Source organism: Ureibacillus sp. FSL K6-8385 (assembly GCF_038593155.1).
GTDB classification, from domain to species: Bacteria; Bacillota; Bacilli; order Bacillales_A; family Planococcaceae; genus Ureibacillus; species Ureibacillus terrenus.
In genome coordinates this window covers 1,048,059-1,064,134 of record NZ_CP151968.1, presented here as the reverse complement: position 1 = coordinate 1,064,134, position 16,076 = coordinate 1,048,059, and the positions used below count along the sequence as shown (strand labels likewise).

At 41.0% G+C, this 16,076-nt stretch carries 10 protein-coding genes and 1 pseudogene; 4 read left to right on the top strand and 7 right to left on the bottom strand.

Features of this window, described 5'->3' with window-relative positions; all coding sequences use genetic code 11:
* Window positions 1–54: 54 nt before the first annotated feature.
* Together NST62_RS05150 and NST62_RS05145 are read right to left on the bottom strand one after the other, a co-directional pair.
* A complete protein-coding gene (locus tag NST62_RS05150) occupies window positions 55–1,377 on the bottom strand; it encodes a D-serine ammonia-lyase (protein WP_141600882.1) in 1,323 nt (440 codons plus the stop codon).
* The gene (locus NST62_RS05145) at window positions 1,370–1,837 is read right to left on the bottom strand and encodes a YaiI/YqxD family protein (RefSeq protein WP_342463280.1); all 468 of its coding nucleotides are present in this window, start codon (window positions 1,835–1,837) and stop codon (window positions 1,370–1,372) included. The genes NST62_RS05150 and NST62_RS05145 overlap by 8 nt, the downstream gene beginning before the upstream one ends.
* A gap of 158 nt (window positions 1,838–1,995) precedes the next feature.
* On the opposite strand from NST62_RS05145, the gene gdhA reads away from it, so the two are divergent.
* Window positions 1,996–3,372 (top strand): NADP-specific glutamate dehydrogenase, encoded by a 1,377-nt coding sequence (gene gdhA, locus NST62_RS05140; protein ID WP_181733124.1) that lies wholly within the window; start codon window positions 1,996–1,998, stop codon window positions 3,370–3,372.
* A gap of 230 nt (window positions 3,373–3,602) precedes the next feature.
* On the opposite strand, the gene NST62_RS05135 is transcribed toward gdhA, so the two are convergent.
* The 3 genes from NST62_RS05135 to NST62_RS05125 form a co-directional block, all read right to left on the bottom strand.
* Complete coding sequence (locus tag NST62_RS05135) at window positions 3,603–4,790, bottom strand: malic enzyme-like NAD(P)-binding protein (RefSeq protein WP_141600884.1); 1,188 nt, start codon at window positions 4,788–4,790, stop codon at window positions 3,603–3,605.
* Between the two features lie 416 nt (window positions 4,791–5,206).
* A complete protein-coding gene (locus NST62_RS05130) occupies window positions 5,207–6,196 on the bottom strand; it encodes a stalk domain-containing protein (protein WP_342463198.1) in 990 nt (329 codons plus the stop codon).
* A gap of 58 nt (window positions 6,197–6,254) precedes the next feature.
* Window positions 6,255–9,875, bottom strand: a complete 3,621-nt coding sequence (locus NST62_RS05125; RefSeq protein WP_342463197.1) for a dynamin family protein — start codon at window positions 9,873–9,875, stop codon at window positions 6,255–6,257.
* Between the two features lie 826 nt (window positions 9,876–10,701).
* Between NST62_RS05125 and NST62_RS05120 the strand changes: the two genes are divergently transcribed.
* The 3 genes and pseudogenes from NST62_RS05120 to NST62_RS05110 all read left to right on the top strand — a co-directional run.
* On the top strand, window positions 10,702–11,193 hold the full coding sequence (locus tag NST62_RS05120; protein ID WP_342463196.1) for a cytochrome c oxidase subunit II: 492 nt from the start codon (window positions 10,702–10,704) through the stop codon (window positions 11,191–11,193).
* Window positions 11,180–12,874 (top strand): b(o/a)3-type cytochrome-c oxidase subunit 1, encoded by a 1,695-nt coding sequence (locus tag NST62_RS05115; RefSeq protein WP_342463195.1) that lies wholly within the window; start codon window positions 11,180–11,182, stop codon window positions 12,872–12,874. Before NST62_RS05120 ends, NST62_RS05115 begins: the two co-directional genes overlap by 14 nt.
* Window positions 12,875–12,981: 107 nt before the next feature.
* A pseudogene (locus tag NST62_RS05110) lies at window positions 12,982–13,188 on the top strand (hypothetical protein); the annotation flags it as partial.
* Window positions 13,189–13,232: 44 nt separating this feature from the next.
* On the opposite strand, the gene fabG reads toward NST62_RS05110, so the two are convergent.
* Both fabG and NST62_RS05100 read right to left on the bottom strand, forming a co-directional pair.
* Window positions 13,233–13,973 (bottom strand): 3-oxoacyl-ACP reductase FabG, encoded by a 741-nt coding sequence (gene fabG / locus NST62_RS05105; protein WP_141600889.1) that lies wholly within the window; start codon window positions 13,971–13,973, stop codon window positions 13,233–13,235.
* A gap of 162 nt (window positions 13,974–14,135) precedes the next feature.
* The gene (locus tag NST62_RS05100) at window positions 14,136–16,043 is read right to left on the bottom strand and encodes an ATP-dependent DNA helicase (RefSeq protein ID WP_328215228.1); all 1,908 of its coding nucleotides are present in this window, start codon (window positions 16,041–16,043) and stop codon (window positions 14,136–14,138) included.
* Window positions 16,044–16,076: the final 33 nt, after the last annotated feature.

Sequence of the window (16,076 nt, the reverse complement as noted above, 5' to 3'; positions counted from 1 at the left end):
CAATCGGCTGATATGCAGGACGGCCCGAAGAAATTAACATTATGTTGAACCTTATTAGATGGTCTTATTTAAGTATTTTTCCCTTTCCTCCTGAGGCACCATATTGCCGCCGGTTCCCCATAAAAGATGGGTTGCTTGATTGAGCTTATCCAGCAGTCCATGATGTTCCAAATACGTTTTCCCTTCTTTCAGCAACTGTATCGGCCCATATACGCTTGCGTGGCTTGAAGGCTCCATAAAAATGCCCTCCGTCCGGGCCATTTCCTTCAAACTTTCGAATAAAAAATCATCCGCTACTGTGTAGCAGCCGCTTAAAATCGGCTCCATCAACTTCCCTACAAATTTGGAAGGCCGTCCCACCGCCAACCCATCCGCTTCGGTACGGTTCGTCAAACCTATGTCCATCACCGAAATGTTGTCGTGCAATCCTGTCATCATCCCCAAAAGCATGCAAGGGGACTGGGTCGGCTCTCCGAAGAATATGTGCACATGCTCTTTATAAATCGCCTTTAAGCCATATGCCACGCCCCCCGGACCACCGCCTACCCCGCAAGGCAAATAAACAAACAATGGATGCTCCTGATCGACCCGAATATTGAGTTGTTCCAATTGATTTTTTAATCGCAGTGCACTGACCGCATATCCGCTGAATAAGTCAATTGAATTTTCATCATCGACAAAATGGCACATCGAATCATCCGCCGCCTGCCTTCTTCCTTCTTCCACCGCCAGACTGTAATCTGATGCATATTCAATGACTTGGACCCCTTTTTCACGAAGCAGTTTCTTCTTCCATTCTTTGGCATCCATTGACATATGCACCGTCACCTGAAACCCCAATTTTGCTGCCATAATGCCGATACTGAGCCCCAGATTCCCCGTCGAGCCGACCGCAATTTTATAACGGCTGAATAATTCTTTAAATTCACTGCGTTGAAAAGCGGCATAATCGTCCGTTTCTTTTATGAATCCATGTTTAAAAGCGATATGTTCCGCAAATTTCAATACTTCATATATGCCTCCGCGCGCTTTGATGGATCCTGAAACCGGAAGTTCGTGGTCGCATTTTAATAGAAGCTTCCCGGCCAGCGGCTTATTTGCATGTTTTTCAATCAATTGCTTCATATTCGGTATTTCTATTAATTTTGATTCAATGATTCCTTGTAAATTTTTTGTTTCCGGAAAGACTAACTTTATATAACTACTAAACCTTTTTAAACGTTTTTCCGCTTCCAGAACTACCTGAAAAGAATAGGAATGATTTTCAGGAAAACGATCCGTTTTGTTCGGATTTATCCATAGAACCGGAATGGAATTTTCCACTTTTTCGAATATATATCGTTCTTTTTCCGAAAGATTGCGTTGAAAATCAACCATTCTGACTCTCCTTTTTCAATGAAATCGCACGTTCACAAATTTGTCGAAATTTTATTTCAAAGTCCAAATTATTTTTCTCTGTTCGTTTTTTAGGCCCTTTTGTTCTTCCTCCTGCACGGCGAAATTTTGCATTTTCATGCCTGAAAAACAGCATTAATTCGATATTTTCTTCTGTAAATTCTTTTCCATTTTGATTCAATACGAAGGCACCTTTTGCCAGGCACATGGCAGCCAAACCAGTGTCCTGGGTAATCACCACATCATATTTTGAAACCGCATTCACTATAGCAAAATCAACGGAATCCCGCCCTTCCGGCACTTGAATTGTTATTGCATTCTTACTATTAATAAGATGAGAAGTATCGCAAAACAAGAATGGTTTTATCTCATATTGAGATGAAACAAATACAGCAATATCAACGACTGGGCACGCATCCGCATCAATTAGAACGTTGATGATAAGCACCAATCCTTTCACTAATTTCAGGAAATAAATATTATATAAACATAATTTTATTTAGAATTTTTTTACAATTTATTTTCCTTGAGGAAAAAATCGTATATTGAATTGTTTGAAAAATCATAATAACATTTTCTCATAAGATTTTTGGGAGGGAAATGCAAATGACTACTGAAGTAAAAAACCAATCCAAAGCAAAAGAGTACATCGATTCTGTGTATAATCAGCTTAAAAATAAATATGGTTATCAAACAGAATTCCTTCAAGCGGTGGAAGAAGTATTCTCCACTTTAGTTCCTGTATTTGAACAACATCCAGAATACATTGAACAAAACATTTTATCACGTATCGTTGAACCGGATCGCATCATCACTTTCCGCGTCACTTGGCAGGATGACCAAAACCGCGTTCATGTAAACCGCGGTTACCGCGTTCAATTTAATAACGTAGTGGGTCCATACAAAGGCGGATTACGATTCCATCCTACAGTAAACGAATCCATCATGAAATTCTTGGCCTTTGAGCAAATCTTTAAAAACGCATTGACAGGGCTTCCAATCGGTGGTGCCAAAGGCGGATCCGACTTTGACCCTAAAGGAAAATCCGACGCAGAAATTATGCGCTTCTGCCAGGCGTTTATGACTGAATTGTATCGCCATATCGGTCCTGATGTCGATGTTCCTGCCGGGGATATCGGTGTAGGCGCCCGGGAAATCGGCTATTTATGGGGCCAATATAAACGCATTAAAGCAATGCATGAAGCAGGTGTTCTTACTGGTAAACAACCTGGCTACGGCGGTTCTTTGGTCCGCAAAGAAGCAACTGGTTACGGATTAATCTACTTTGTAGAAGAAATGTTGAAAGATGCGAATGATACTTTATCAGGAAAAACTGTGGTTGTTTCCGGTTCCGGTAATGTTGCCATTTATGCGATTGAAAAAGCCCAACATTTAGGCGCAAAAGTTGTGGCCTGCTCCGATTCCAACGGATATGTTTATGATCCGGACGGCATCGATTTGAATGTTGTAAAAGAAATCAAAGAAGTAAAAGGCGAACGAATCAAAAAATATGTGGAATATCGTCCAAACGCAACTTATACAGAAGGCTGCACAGGCATCTGGACAATTCCATGCGATATTGCATTGCCTTGTGCAACACAAAATGAAATTGACGGAGAATCTGCAAAAATTTTAATCGCTAATGGCGTAAAAGTAGTTGCTGAAGGGGCTAATATGCCTTCAACTCCAGAAGCAATCAATGAATATTTGGCAAATGGCGTATTATTCGGACCTGCGAAAGCCGCCAATGCAGGCGGTGTGGCAACATCTGCGTTGGAAATGGCGCAAAACTCCAGCCGCACATACTGGTCTTTCGAAAAAGTGGATGAAAAACTCCGCGATATTATGAGAAATATTTATAGAACTTCCAAAGAATGCGCTGAAAAATACGGTGCACCTGGAAATCTGATGGTTGGCGCAAATGTCGCAGGATTTGTTAAAGTAGCAGACGGGATGATTGCTGAAGGGGTTTATTAATCATTCGATAAATTGGGGATTCCATCTAACAAAAAGGGGGTAAAAAATAAAGATTTTCCGGCCGGTTGGCGGGATTTGTTCCCGCGCCAATCGTCCTTCTTTTTTCCATCTGAATTTGATGCATTTCTCTGAAACCATCCTGATCATCAAAGATTTTCATGCATAAGAAAATATGGCTTGGGATGAAGTGCCTTTTCAAACCAAGCCAACATCGTTTCTATTAAATCACATTACTTATTCAAGCTGTACAGTTTGGATACCCCAGTTTCTACCGCCGCATCCGCCACCGCTTTCGCCACAGCCGGAACCACTCTTTCATCCAATGGTTTTGGAATGACATAATCTTCATGCAAATCCTTTTCGTCAACCAGCGAAGCAATCGCTTTTACAGCTGCCATTTTCATTTCTTCGTTGATTTCTGTTGCCAAAACATCCAATGCGCCTCTGAAAATGCCAGGGAACGCTAAAACGTTATTGACCTGGTTTGGATAATCGGATCGTCCAGTTCCAATGATCCGCACTCCCCAACGTTTTGCATTGTCGTATGTGATTTCCGGATTTGGATTCGCCAATGCAAAAACAATCGGATCGCGATTCATGGCTTCGATATGTTCCTTCGTCAATATGTTTGCTACGGATACACCGATGAAGATATCCGCCCCTTGAATGGCGTCATCCAAAGTTCCTGTCAATTTTTCGGGATTCGAAATTTTTGCAATTTCATCTTTTATCGGGTTCATTGATGGACGGCCTTCATAGATGATGCCTTTCGAGTCACAAATCACAATATTTTGGTATCCGATGTTTCTCAAGAGTTTTAACGTAGCAATTCCGGCTGCACCTGCACCGTTTATCACCACTTTTACATCTTCTTTTCGTTTCCCGACAATTTTCAATGCATTTTCCAATCCGGCAGCAGTCACGATTGCCGTTCCATGTTGATCATCATGGAAAACCGGAATATTGCACTCGGCTTTTAACCGTTCTTCGATTTCGAAGCAGCGAGGGGCTGATATATCTTCCAAATTGATGGCACCGAATGTCGGTTCAAGCAACTTTACTGTTTTTACGATTTCGTCTACATCTTTTGTGCCCAATGTAATTGGCACCGCATCCACATCCGCAAATCGTTTTAATAGCAAAGCCTTTCCTTCCATTACAGGAAGTGCCGCTTCCGGACCTATATCCCCCAAGCCGAGCACCGCAGTTCCATCGGAAATGACCGCAACAAAATTCCCTTTTATTGTATAATCGTAGACCCGCATTGGGCTTTTTTCGATTTCCTGACAAGGCGCCGCGACCCCGGGAGAATAGGCCAAACTCAAATCCCGCGCATCATTGACAGGCACCTTAGATACAATTTCCATCTTCCCCTTAAAATTGCCATGCATTTCCAACGATTCTTTCATAACATCCATTTTTCTCATCCCCTTATTTCTCTTTTTATAAATATTGTTTTTTGTATAATATTACTTTACTTGATTAAAGTCAATAACAAATTTGGATGAAAGCCTAAAAATGTTGATAATACGATGTTTTTAAAGCGTTTTCATCTTTCTGATAATGACCTTTTTTTATATTTTTGAATAGCGAATTATTATATAAATATAATAAAAAGCGCATTTTTCACAAATAAAATCTTGTGAAATCAATGTTTTATTTGTGAAGATAAAAACACACTATTTTACTAAACCAAATATGATATTTTTCACATACTTCAATTGATCAAAAAATGAAGTTGTCATAAAATTTTCATAATTTCAACAAAAAAAATAAGAGACACCCCAAATGATTTGAAGTGTCCCATTCATGATTGGTAACCCGATGTATCTAATTAATTCCCTGCAAGTTCCTCGATAAAGTCGTATGGCACGTATGTTTTACGTGGCTCCAACAGTGCAGGCGCCTTAGCGAACTGTTTCGTTGTTTGGTTTTGGATGTAGCTTGTTTTGCCTCTCGTAATGATATAGAAAACGCAGCCCTTGGATACAACCGCTCCATTCCCGGTGGAATCCACCCTGTATCCAAGCTGTTCGGCTATCAATCTTAACGGCACCATTTTCACATTGTTGATATAATAGTGATCCTGTTCCGCAATTTTATATGCTTTCTCTATATTTGATGCTTGTTGCCCATTCTCATCCCGTTCCAACACGATGACCTTTGACGGGCCTGTTTGTGCCGGATAGGATTCAAGCACAACTTCATAGAAAATCAGTACTTCCTTATCGATCACCGAGTCTTTCTTTAATTTTTTGCCGGATAAATTGATAATTTCCGTTTTTTCATCAAAGTGAATGTACAAATCTTTGGCCGCATTTAAAAACTTTTGGTCGAATTTGTCCAACTGAACCGTGCCCGGATTGTCCGTATTAACAATGACCACATCCGGCGAATATTGAGGCGGATAAATCATGATCATCGGCTTTGTACCATCGACAAAGGCGGTTATCTTTATGCCCTCTTTCAATTCAACCGCATTTCCGGCATTATCAAATACCAAAGTTTCATCATCGAAGTAAAAACCAAAAGGATTTTGTTCCGAATCAATTGTGGCAAAGAATTGGCCGTTCTCTTGTTTCGAGATTTTACTGATTGTTCCGCTCACCTGAAAATAGTTGAATTGAACCTCCGCCTTTTTTCCACAGTCTCGTTGGGAGCGTTTTCTTGCGCTTGTACGCGCGCGTCCGGGAGCACTGCAAAGCTGCCGAGCAATGCCAATGCACAAAGAGTTGACAAGGTTTTTTTCATGCTTTCTCTCCTTTCTTTTTTGTTTTCGTTCAATTAGTCGAATGGAAGCGGAAAAGGTTACAAAGTTCCCCAAAAATTTCTTTTTCCGGTTGTTTTTCAAAATAAAAAGGGGGAATATCTCCCCCTCTTCCTTATTTCAACTCCACCTTCTGCAATTGTTGATATATTTCTTTCCAAGTCTCCAAACGGCTTTCTTCCTGCAATAACAGACGCTCTGTGTGGATTTGATTCATCGCTTGGTGGTAAATATGCTTGCGCAATCCTTCCGCTTCCTTCGCAATTTGCTCTTTCGCCCAGTCCATCATCCGCTGCTTTTCTTCTTCCAAATAACGCTCCGCATCCGGTTTTGTCATATCTTCCAACGCTTGTTTCAACTGTTCCTTCTCATTCTTTTCAAAGAAGGATTTCGTGTTCTTGAAGTAGGATTTCACGGATGCATATTTATTGAAGTCTTCAAATGGACCTTCAAAATCCAATAATTCCGCATCTTCGAATTCATAAGCGATAAATGAGAAGCTCGGATTCATTTCTTTCAAAGAACGGCTTTCATCTTTGAAACGTTCTTTGATTTGTTTTTGAATGAATTGGGCGATGCGGAAATTCGTCACCCGAAGCTCCTGGGCAAAGTCGAATTTCAATGAACTCAATGTTTCTTTCAATGCTTTGCTTAAAGCTTCCTGAGGCGATAATGCCGCAAAAGTCGATGGATTATAACTTTCTCTGAAAAAGTCAGGATAACGGTAATATACCCGTTGCAGTACGTAATATAATAATTCATCGAGCTCTTGTTTCGTATCGCTTTCAATCATGCTGGTAGACGCACTGCTGTAATGCTTTTCCACATAATTTTCTAATTGGGCGAGTTCTTCCAGGCGCTCATCTTTCCGTTTTAAGTTTTCCTCTGTTTGCGTGATTAAATCGGACAAGCGTTGATGGGTTTTTTCCACTTCCTCATGAAGCGCTTGGATTGCGATGGATGCAAGGTCTTCGTTCAAGAAACGGTAAAAGGCTTCTTCAAATGGCTGCATGCCGGAAGCATATTCCGCTTTTTCCTGCTTTTCACGCAACGCAAGCAAACTGGACACACCAAACAATTTAGGGAATCGGATGCCAAAACGCTGCAATTCATTGCGGACGTATGCCTTCACTTCTTCCGCTTCCTCTTCATTTTTTGCCAAGTCGATGGCATTCACAATAAAGAACATTTTATCCAATTCAAAGGCATCTTTTACGCGGCCCAACTGGATCAGGAATTCCCGGTCCGCCTTTGCGAAGGCATGGTTGTAATATGTCACAAAGAGAATGGCATCGGCGTTGCGGATGTATTCAAATGCAACCCCTGTATGCCGGGCGTTGATGGAATCCGCCCCAGGCGTGTCGACAAGTGTCACGCCCATGCGGGTCAGCGGGCAATCATAATAGAAATTGATGTTATCCACAAAGCAGGAGCGTCTTTCCTCGGCAACAAAACGTTCAAACTCTTCCCTGTTTACACGGAGCACCTCGCCGAGTTTTCCGATGTATTCCGGATAGCCTTCCTGATAGGCGCGGATAAAGGATTTATGGACATTCAACCGCTCATCCTTCAATTCAACATTCAAAGCTTCTTCAGCGCGGTTGAAAGCCTCCTCCAACGATTGCACAGTCATTCCAATCGCTTCATAGGCAAACTGAATATCCTCCAATAATTGCTCCTTCGTCTTCAGCTGCACATCGGCTGTTTCGTGAGGATGGTTTGCATCGACAGGCCGGATTTTGTTGATTGCCGCCGTTGTCGGGTTTGGGGACACCGGCAATACTTTTTCGCCCATCAATGCGTTGGAAAAGCTGGATTTTCCTGCACTGAAAGCGCCGAATAAGGCAATCGTAAAATCTTTATGTTCAAGTCTTTCCACCTTTTTCAACAAGAAGTCGGCCACTTCTTCAAAGCCTTCAACCCGCTTTACAAGGTTTGCGGTGCGGACGGCGTTTTCAACCACTTCTTCACCTTTCACCGATAGGTTGACTTGCTCCGGTGCAAGTTCAGCGTATTCCTCCTCTTTTTGCTCCTTCTTCAACATGGACGGATCAAATAATCGGACTTCTTTCAGTTCTTGTTCAAATTGTTTTTCCCATTGTTCCTTTTTCTTTTTCGCTTCATCCCTAATATTTTTGGAAGCATGGACAAGCTGCCGCTCCAGGAAGGATTTCCGTTCGTCCATTTCGGAAATGCTTTGAATCGCCTTCACTTTCTTCTCTAAATGTTTCAATTTTTGCCGGACAGGCGCCTGGGATGTTACGCTGATTTCTTGCAATAACGGTATTTGGCTTTCTTTCCAGGCATCCGTTTCACGGATAAAATAGCGGCGTGTTGCCTCCCTTACCCGATTGGCAAAGTTCAATACCGCATCTCCCGTTACAATGGCATTTTTCTGCACGCATTCTTCAATCAGACTGAACGGCGCATCAAAGGCCATGGCGTCAATTTGGCTTGCCCTATCATCCGTTAACGCACCGACATCTTTCAATTGCTGCTTCATCAAAGATTTCATGTGGCCGATAACTTGTGATTGCAAAATGGATTGATATTGGTCATAAACATCTTTCTTGCGGCGCTCGATTTCTTCCTGCGTTTTCTTTTTCCAACCGAATAAGCCCCCCACTTTAAATCCTTCTTGCTGGCTTTCCAAATAAAGACGCAATTTTTCGCGGAAATCGGCAGGGATAATGGCCGCATTTTCCAATATGTCATTGCGTTTTACTTTGAAACTTTCTTCCCAATTTTCAAGTGAGAACAAATTCGTTTGGAGTTTTAATTTCTCATATTGTTCCAATAAATCTTCACGGTTTTCCCATTCATCGGCCGATAAAACTTCGGAGAACTCTTCGAAACGGGCATTTTTTTCTTCTTCCAAAAATGCCAAGTGTTCACTTTGCATTTTTTTCAGCGTGTTTTCGGCGGTTTCCAAAAGCCGTTCCTGCCAATGCTCCATGGAATCCATCACAATGCTTTTTACCTTTTCAAAATCATTGTGCGGATGATCATGCTGCTTCAGCGAAGTGAAAAAGATCCCTTTCGGTTCCACTCCCCACGCTTTAAAGGAATTGTATACGGATTGTTTATATTCCTCGAAGGAAAGTTCATTTTCATTATGTTTATCAATTTGATTGACAATTAAATACACATTTAGATTATATTTCATTAACTGTTTTGTAAATTGGAAGTTCAATTCGGACTGAACATGGTTGTAATCCATTGTGTAAAATACAATATCCGCGATGTGCAATGCGGATTCCGTACTCATCCGGTGGGCATCATCCGTCGAATCGACCCCCGGTGTATCCATCACCGTCACCCCGGCCGGCAATTTGGAATCTTTGTGACCGATTTCAATCTGCGTGACAAGTTCCCCGTTTTTGCTCAATTCTTTGACTGTTTTTATATCGTAACCTGCTTCGAATTTAACAGGTTTATCATCTTTCATATAACAAATCGCAAAATCTTCATCCGATTTGTGCACTTTTACAATATTTGCGCTCGTAGGAATGGGGCTTGACGCCAAAATATCTTCTCCTGATAATGCGTTGATTATGCTGGATTTCCCGGCGGAAAAATGGCCCGCAAATCCAATTACATATTCTTTTTGCAACAGTTTTTTCGCAAACAAATGAAGCTTTTCCATCCGCTCTTCATCTTCATTATGTTTGAACACTATGTATTGAATTGCGGCCTGTTGTAGCAGCTCTTCAATTTTCTCGTCGAAAGTATTCATGCAACAAATACCCCTTTGCCTCAATTTTGTCACAATTATAATATTATCATGCTTTTCAAGGAAAATCGCTAGAAAATAAAAAGATTTTTTTGGCAAATAAAAAAGCGCCAATGATTGGCACTATTTCGAAACATTTTTCAGGATATAAGCACCGATCCCAAAGTACGCAACAATCGTCATGGCAATAAACACGTACACCATCCAAAAGATCCCCTTCATTAATAATGATAATCTTTATCAAAATTATACATAATAATCAAAACAGATGAAATATACAAATTTCAATTTATTTCGAGTTTTTCTTTTATAAAAAAAGGTAATTAAATTACAAAAGATGCAAATCGGCTGTCGACAAACTGAGGCGAAGGATTCAAACAAGGCTACCGGAAATTGTTGATTGCTTCTTTTTAAAGAAAGGGGTGTTCTTTCATGAATAAAAAATGAAGCTGTTCTTTGCCGGAAATCCATGAATCTTCAGCCGGATATTCAGCCCGTTCGATTCCGTTCGACACACAACAACACGAAAGTGCATCTTTAGCTTTTCACAGTAATTTCACATTTCCATCCAAGAACTGTGATTTTTATCACATCTAAGAGGATTTATTTTTATTATGATGAACGTGAAGTAACACAATTGAAATATTTAGGAGGGAGAGACATGGCAAACCATAAAAAGTCTTCGTCAGAAGAGAATTTAAAAGGTACTCTTCTCGCGACCTTTGGCGTAGGTCTAATTATCATTATCGTATGGGTACTTGCATTCAGTACTTATATTGATCGTTTCTAGATTAGGTCGCTTACCAACACTTAAGTAGGAGGGAAAACAATGGAAATACACAAATATGAGAAATGGTGGATGATTTTCGGAACAGGTACTCTCATCGTGTTCCTTATCATTCTCGGTGTAAGCGCATTCCATGGAGGAACTCATCCAAACAATTCCAAATGGACGATCAACTACGAAAATGTCGATCAAATCGAACCATTCAACAATCCTGGATTACACAAAGTTGAAGGAAAAGACTGGGATTACGAAGTTGTGCTTGTTGCGCAAGCATTCGCTTACAATCCAACTGAAATTGAAATCCCAGCCGGTTCAAAAGTTCGTTTTATCGCTACTACAAAAGACGTCATTCACGGTTTTGAGGTTGCAGGAACAAACATCAACTTGATGCTTGAACCTGGTTATGTATCAGAAAAAATCACAACTTTGGATAAACCTGGGACTTATACAATTGTATGTAATGAGTATTGCGGTTCAGGTCACGCATTGATGTACTCTACATTAAAGGTGGTGGACAATAATGACAACAACTAAGGAAACGGTGCAAAGCACTGCAACTTCAAGCTTGAAAAAGCAGCTTGAATTTGTTGATCGGAAAGATGCAAAATTGGCATTGGCCAATATTTATGTCGCATTCATAGCAGTTTTATTAGGTGGTATTGCCGGATTACTACAAGTACTAGTCCGTTCTGGAGCAGTAGAACTTCCTGGTTTCCTTAACTACTATCAAGTCTTGACTGTGCATGGTGTATTGCTCGGACTTGTATTGACAACATTCTTCATTATGGGATTCCAAACAGCTGCCATCAGCCGCACTTCCGGTACATTCACAAATAAACAACGTACAATCGGCTGGATAGGTTTCTGGGTTGCAACAATCGGTTTAGTTGCAGCAGCAGCAATGATTCTTACAAACCAAGCATCTGTACTATACACTTTCTATGCTCCATTGCAAGCTCATGCTGTATTCTATCTAGGATTGGCGCTTGTCGTTGTTGGTTCTTGGATTATCAATGCTGCGCAAATCATGCGCTATGTACAATGGAAAAAAGAAAATAAAGGCCAGTCATCACCACTGCTATCATTCATGGTGGTTGTAAACAACTTCTTATGGTATGTATGTACACTTGGTGTAGCCATAGAAGTATTGGTACAATTGGTTCCATGGTCTTTAAACTTGGTGGAACGCGTTGACGTATTGCTTTCCAGAACATTGTTCTGGTACTTCGGTCACGCATTGGTATACTTCTGGTTATTGCCAGCTTACATGGTTTGGTATGTTGTGATTCCTAAAGTCATCGGCGGAAAAATATTCTCCGAATCTTTGGCAAAACTTGCGTTCATGTTATTCTTGATCCTTTCAGTTCCGGTTGGTCTACACCACCAATACATGGAACCTGGTATTGACGCGTTATGGAAATTCATTCAAGCGGTATTGACGTTCTTCGTTGTAATCCCATCTTTAATGACTGCCTTCGCAATGTTCGCAACATTTGAATTGCGCGGACGCGAACTTGGCGGAAAAGGTATCTTCGGATGGTTCAAAAAATTACCATGGAGCGATTCACGCTTCTTGCTTCCGTTCATTGGTATGGTTGCCTTCATTCCTGGCGGTGCAGGCGGTATCGTCAACGCTTCTTACCAAATGAACGAGCTTGTTCACAATACAATTTGGGTAACAGGTCACTTCCACTTGACAATTGCTACTGCGGTTGCGTTAACATATTTCGGAACAGCATTCTGGTTGATTCCGCACTTAAACGGAAGAAAATTGACAAAACGTGCTAACAGCATGGCAAACTGCGCTGGTATTTTATGGGCAATCGGTATGGCAATCATGTCCGGCGCAATGCACGTTGCAGGTTTGTTAGGTGCGCCACGCCGTTCCGCTTACTCTGAATACGGCGGTTCAGAACAAGCAGCTGAATGGATTTCTTACCAAATTGCGCAAGCAGTCGGCGGTTCAATCCTGTTCATCGCCATCTTAGTCATTACAGGATTAATCATTTACCTTGCATTCTTTGCGCCAAAAGGAGAGCAAGAATTCCCTATCGCAGAAGTTGCACCAGGAGCAGCTAAAACTCCTGCAGTCCTTGAAAACTTCAAACTTTGGGGAATTATCATGATTGCGGTGATCATCTTCGCTTACACAATCCCAATCATTGATATCATCAATAACTCTCCAGTTGGTTCAAAAGGTTTCAAACTCTGGTAAAATGACAGCACAATTGAGGCTGGGACATAACTAATAAAGTGAACGAGCTGCAAAAAAATTTTTTGTAAAAAATTGATATCACAGAAAATTGATTGGAGTGACGGGGCGACTCCTGCGGGAACAGCCCGAGTCTCGAGACCCCGCAGGAGCGAAGGTTTGAGCTCCGAGGAGGCTCGAGCCGGGCCCGCGGAAAGCGTCCCCGGAACGGAAATCAATTTTCTTCAATTATCAAAAAAACACCATTTTTCTCCCGTGAGAAAATGGTGTTTTTTATCTTTTGTCCCAGCCTCTTTTTTCTATTACACACAAATTAAATATTAAAATAGTGTGAACATTTTTTCAACTAGTACTTTTCATTTTACATCATAATTCCGCCATCCACATGCAATATGTGCCCTGTAATGTAATTTGATTCATCGGACGCCAAGAATAAATAAGCATTTGCGATGTCGTCAGGTTCTCCCAGCCTTTTTAAACTTGTAATCGATTCCATATAATTTAATATTTTTTCAGGCATTTTCTCCACCATTGTGGTTTTCGTAAATCCCGGAGCCACCGCATTCACATTGATTCCCTTTTTGCCGAGCTCCTTTGCCCAAGTTTTCGTCATTCCCACAATGGCGGCCTTGGCTGCCGCATAATTTGTCTGACCGATGTTGCCATAGACACCGCTTACAGAAGATGTATTGATAATTTTTCCATATCCTTGCTCAATCATGACTTTTGCAACCGCTTGCGTACAATAAAATACGCCTTTCAAATTGACATCGATGACTGCATTAAACTGCTCTTCCGTCATTTTGACAAGCATTGCATCTCTCGTAATTCCTGCATTATTGATCAAAATGTCGATTTTACCATAGCGTTCTTTCGCTTTTTCGACCATATTTTCCACTTCTTCTTTCACTGCCACGTTGACCGGGACAAAAAACACATCGTATCCTTGATTCCGATAGGATTTTTCCAGCTCTTCCCCGGCTTCTTTTTGGATATCTGCGATAACGATTTTTGCGCCTTCCTCCAAAAATCTTTTCACAGCGGCCCTGCCAATCCCGTTTGCCCCACCAGTAATTATCGCAACTTTCCCCTTTAGTCTCATGACGCTCTCCTTTTCTTTTTATTTTTTCAAAACAGACAATCATTGACATATTACGCCGATGACACGACCTGTTTCAACAAATTTGATAAAATTATATTCCCAAAAATAAAAAAATATGCAAAAAATCCATATAGACTTTTTACATATATCTGTAATGAGACATTATACGTTTTGAGGCTGCACCGGCAACACTTTTAGAAACTCGGAACGGACGTCATTGTCTTCTTCATTCAAGAAAATATGGATATCCCCATAATCCTTCTCAGTCCGAATAAGCCGGCCAATTCCCTGCTGCAATCGCAGCAACATAAACGGCAAATCCACTTCTTCGAACGGTTTTCCTGCAAATTTTCTTTTCGCTTCAAAAAGCGGATCCTTCGGCGGGAATGGCAATTCATAGATGATAATTTGGGTCAAAGATTCCTCCGGCAAGTCAACCCCTTCCCATAAATGATAGGAACAGAGAGTTTTTAGGGCGCCGTTTTGGAAATCTTTAATAATGGATGTTAATTCTCTATCCCCTTCAAAGCCGACTGTTAAACGTGACATTAGCGGCAATTTTTCCTTAAATTTCAACATCGATTGTCTGGATTTAAACAATACCAATGTTTTCTTATTTTGGTTCAGCAATTCTTCCACTTTTTTCACTTTTTCTTCATCGGAGAGCCCATGTAAATAAATATTCATGACTTCATCATAATCAAATGGAGAAGGCACACTGAAATGCTGATATTTTTTCACTCCTAAGCTGGAAGCGATATAAGAGAAATCTTTGTTCACAGATAGCGTTGCGGATGAAAAGATAATCGGAATTTTGTTGGAGAACAGTTTTTCCTCCAATACTTCCGTTATTAATCTCGGCATGATGACCAGTGTATCTTCCCCGTCGGTATCTTCCAGCCAGTCAATGGCGTCGCTTTTGGAAATGAATATTTTTAACGCTTCTTCATAGTCTTCTAAAAATTCCTCGACGATATTCAGTTCGTATTCCGGAATGACATACATTTCCGATTCGAATACAAATTCTTCTAATAATTGTTCCACATCTTCAATCAACTGCTTTCCTAAAGCCAGTAACCGATCCGATTTGCGGATTTTTTTGCGGTCATCATCAGACGGAATGACATCATCCTGGAGCTGATCGAAGAACAGTTCATGATCATCCTGCAATTTTTCCATTGCATATAAAGTGCTTTCCCGGATATCGTCCACCATGATCCGATCCAATAATTTCACAATTGTATAATTTTGCACTTTATATGTCATGGCCTTTTGTGCTGCATACTCCAATAAATGTCCTTCATCCAGAACTATCATCGACACTTCAGGTAGCAACGTCAACTGTCCTTCGCGTTTCCGGGATTCTTTCGTTGCCAGATGTTCCATTAAAAAGTCTTGGGAACAAATAATTAAATCCTTTGCTTTTCGATAATGGGACCGATGCAATGTTTGGCCGCACCGGTTTCGTTTCTCGCAAACACTGCATTGCATGATCGAATTGTAATTAACCTTTTTCCAATTTTCATCGCTGATTTGCGGAAAATCACTTCTCGCACCGTAAAGGGGGATCTGCACAGCGGAACTTTCCGAATAAACTTCTTCCGGAATCGCGAAGGCTATTTCGTCGATCCATTCGCCCTCTTCATATACTTCCGCTTCTTCCAAACGTTTCAAACATAAATATTGATCACGGGATTTCGCAAGCCTTACATCGATGTTCAACCCTAAATGCTTTTCGATTTTTGCGATATCCCCTTCTTCTTTTACCAGCTGGTCAATCAATGTTTCATCTGCGCAAGCGATCAACGCCGGCTTCCCTTTATAGCGGGCATAAGCAATGGCGGGCAATAAATATGCTAAGGTTTTTCCCGTGCCGACTCCCGCTTCCGCAAACAATACATTCTTTTCTTTTAACGCATTGATTACTTGATAGCTCATAAAAATCTGTTCATCGCGGCATTCGAAGCCCTTTTCGGGCAAAATATCATAAAACACGTCGCCAATCCAATCCGCGAGCGAATCAAAAAAACTTTTTTCCTTTGATAATTCAAAAGGTATTGATGATTGCATTTTCAAATCTCCTTTTTCAATGCCTATTTTTAG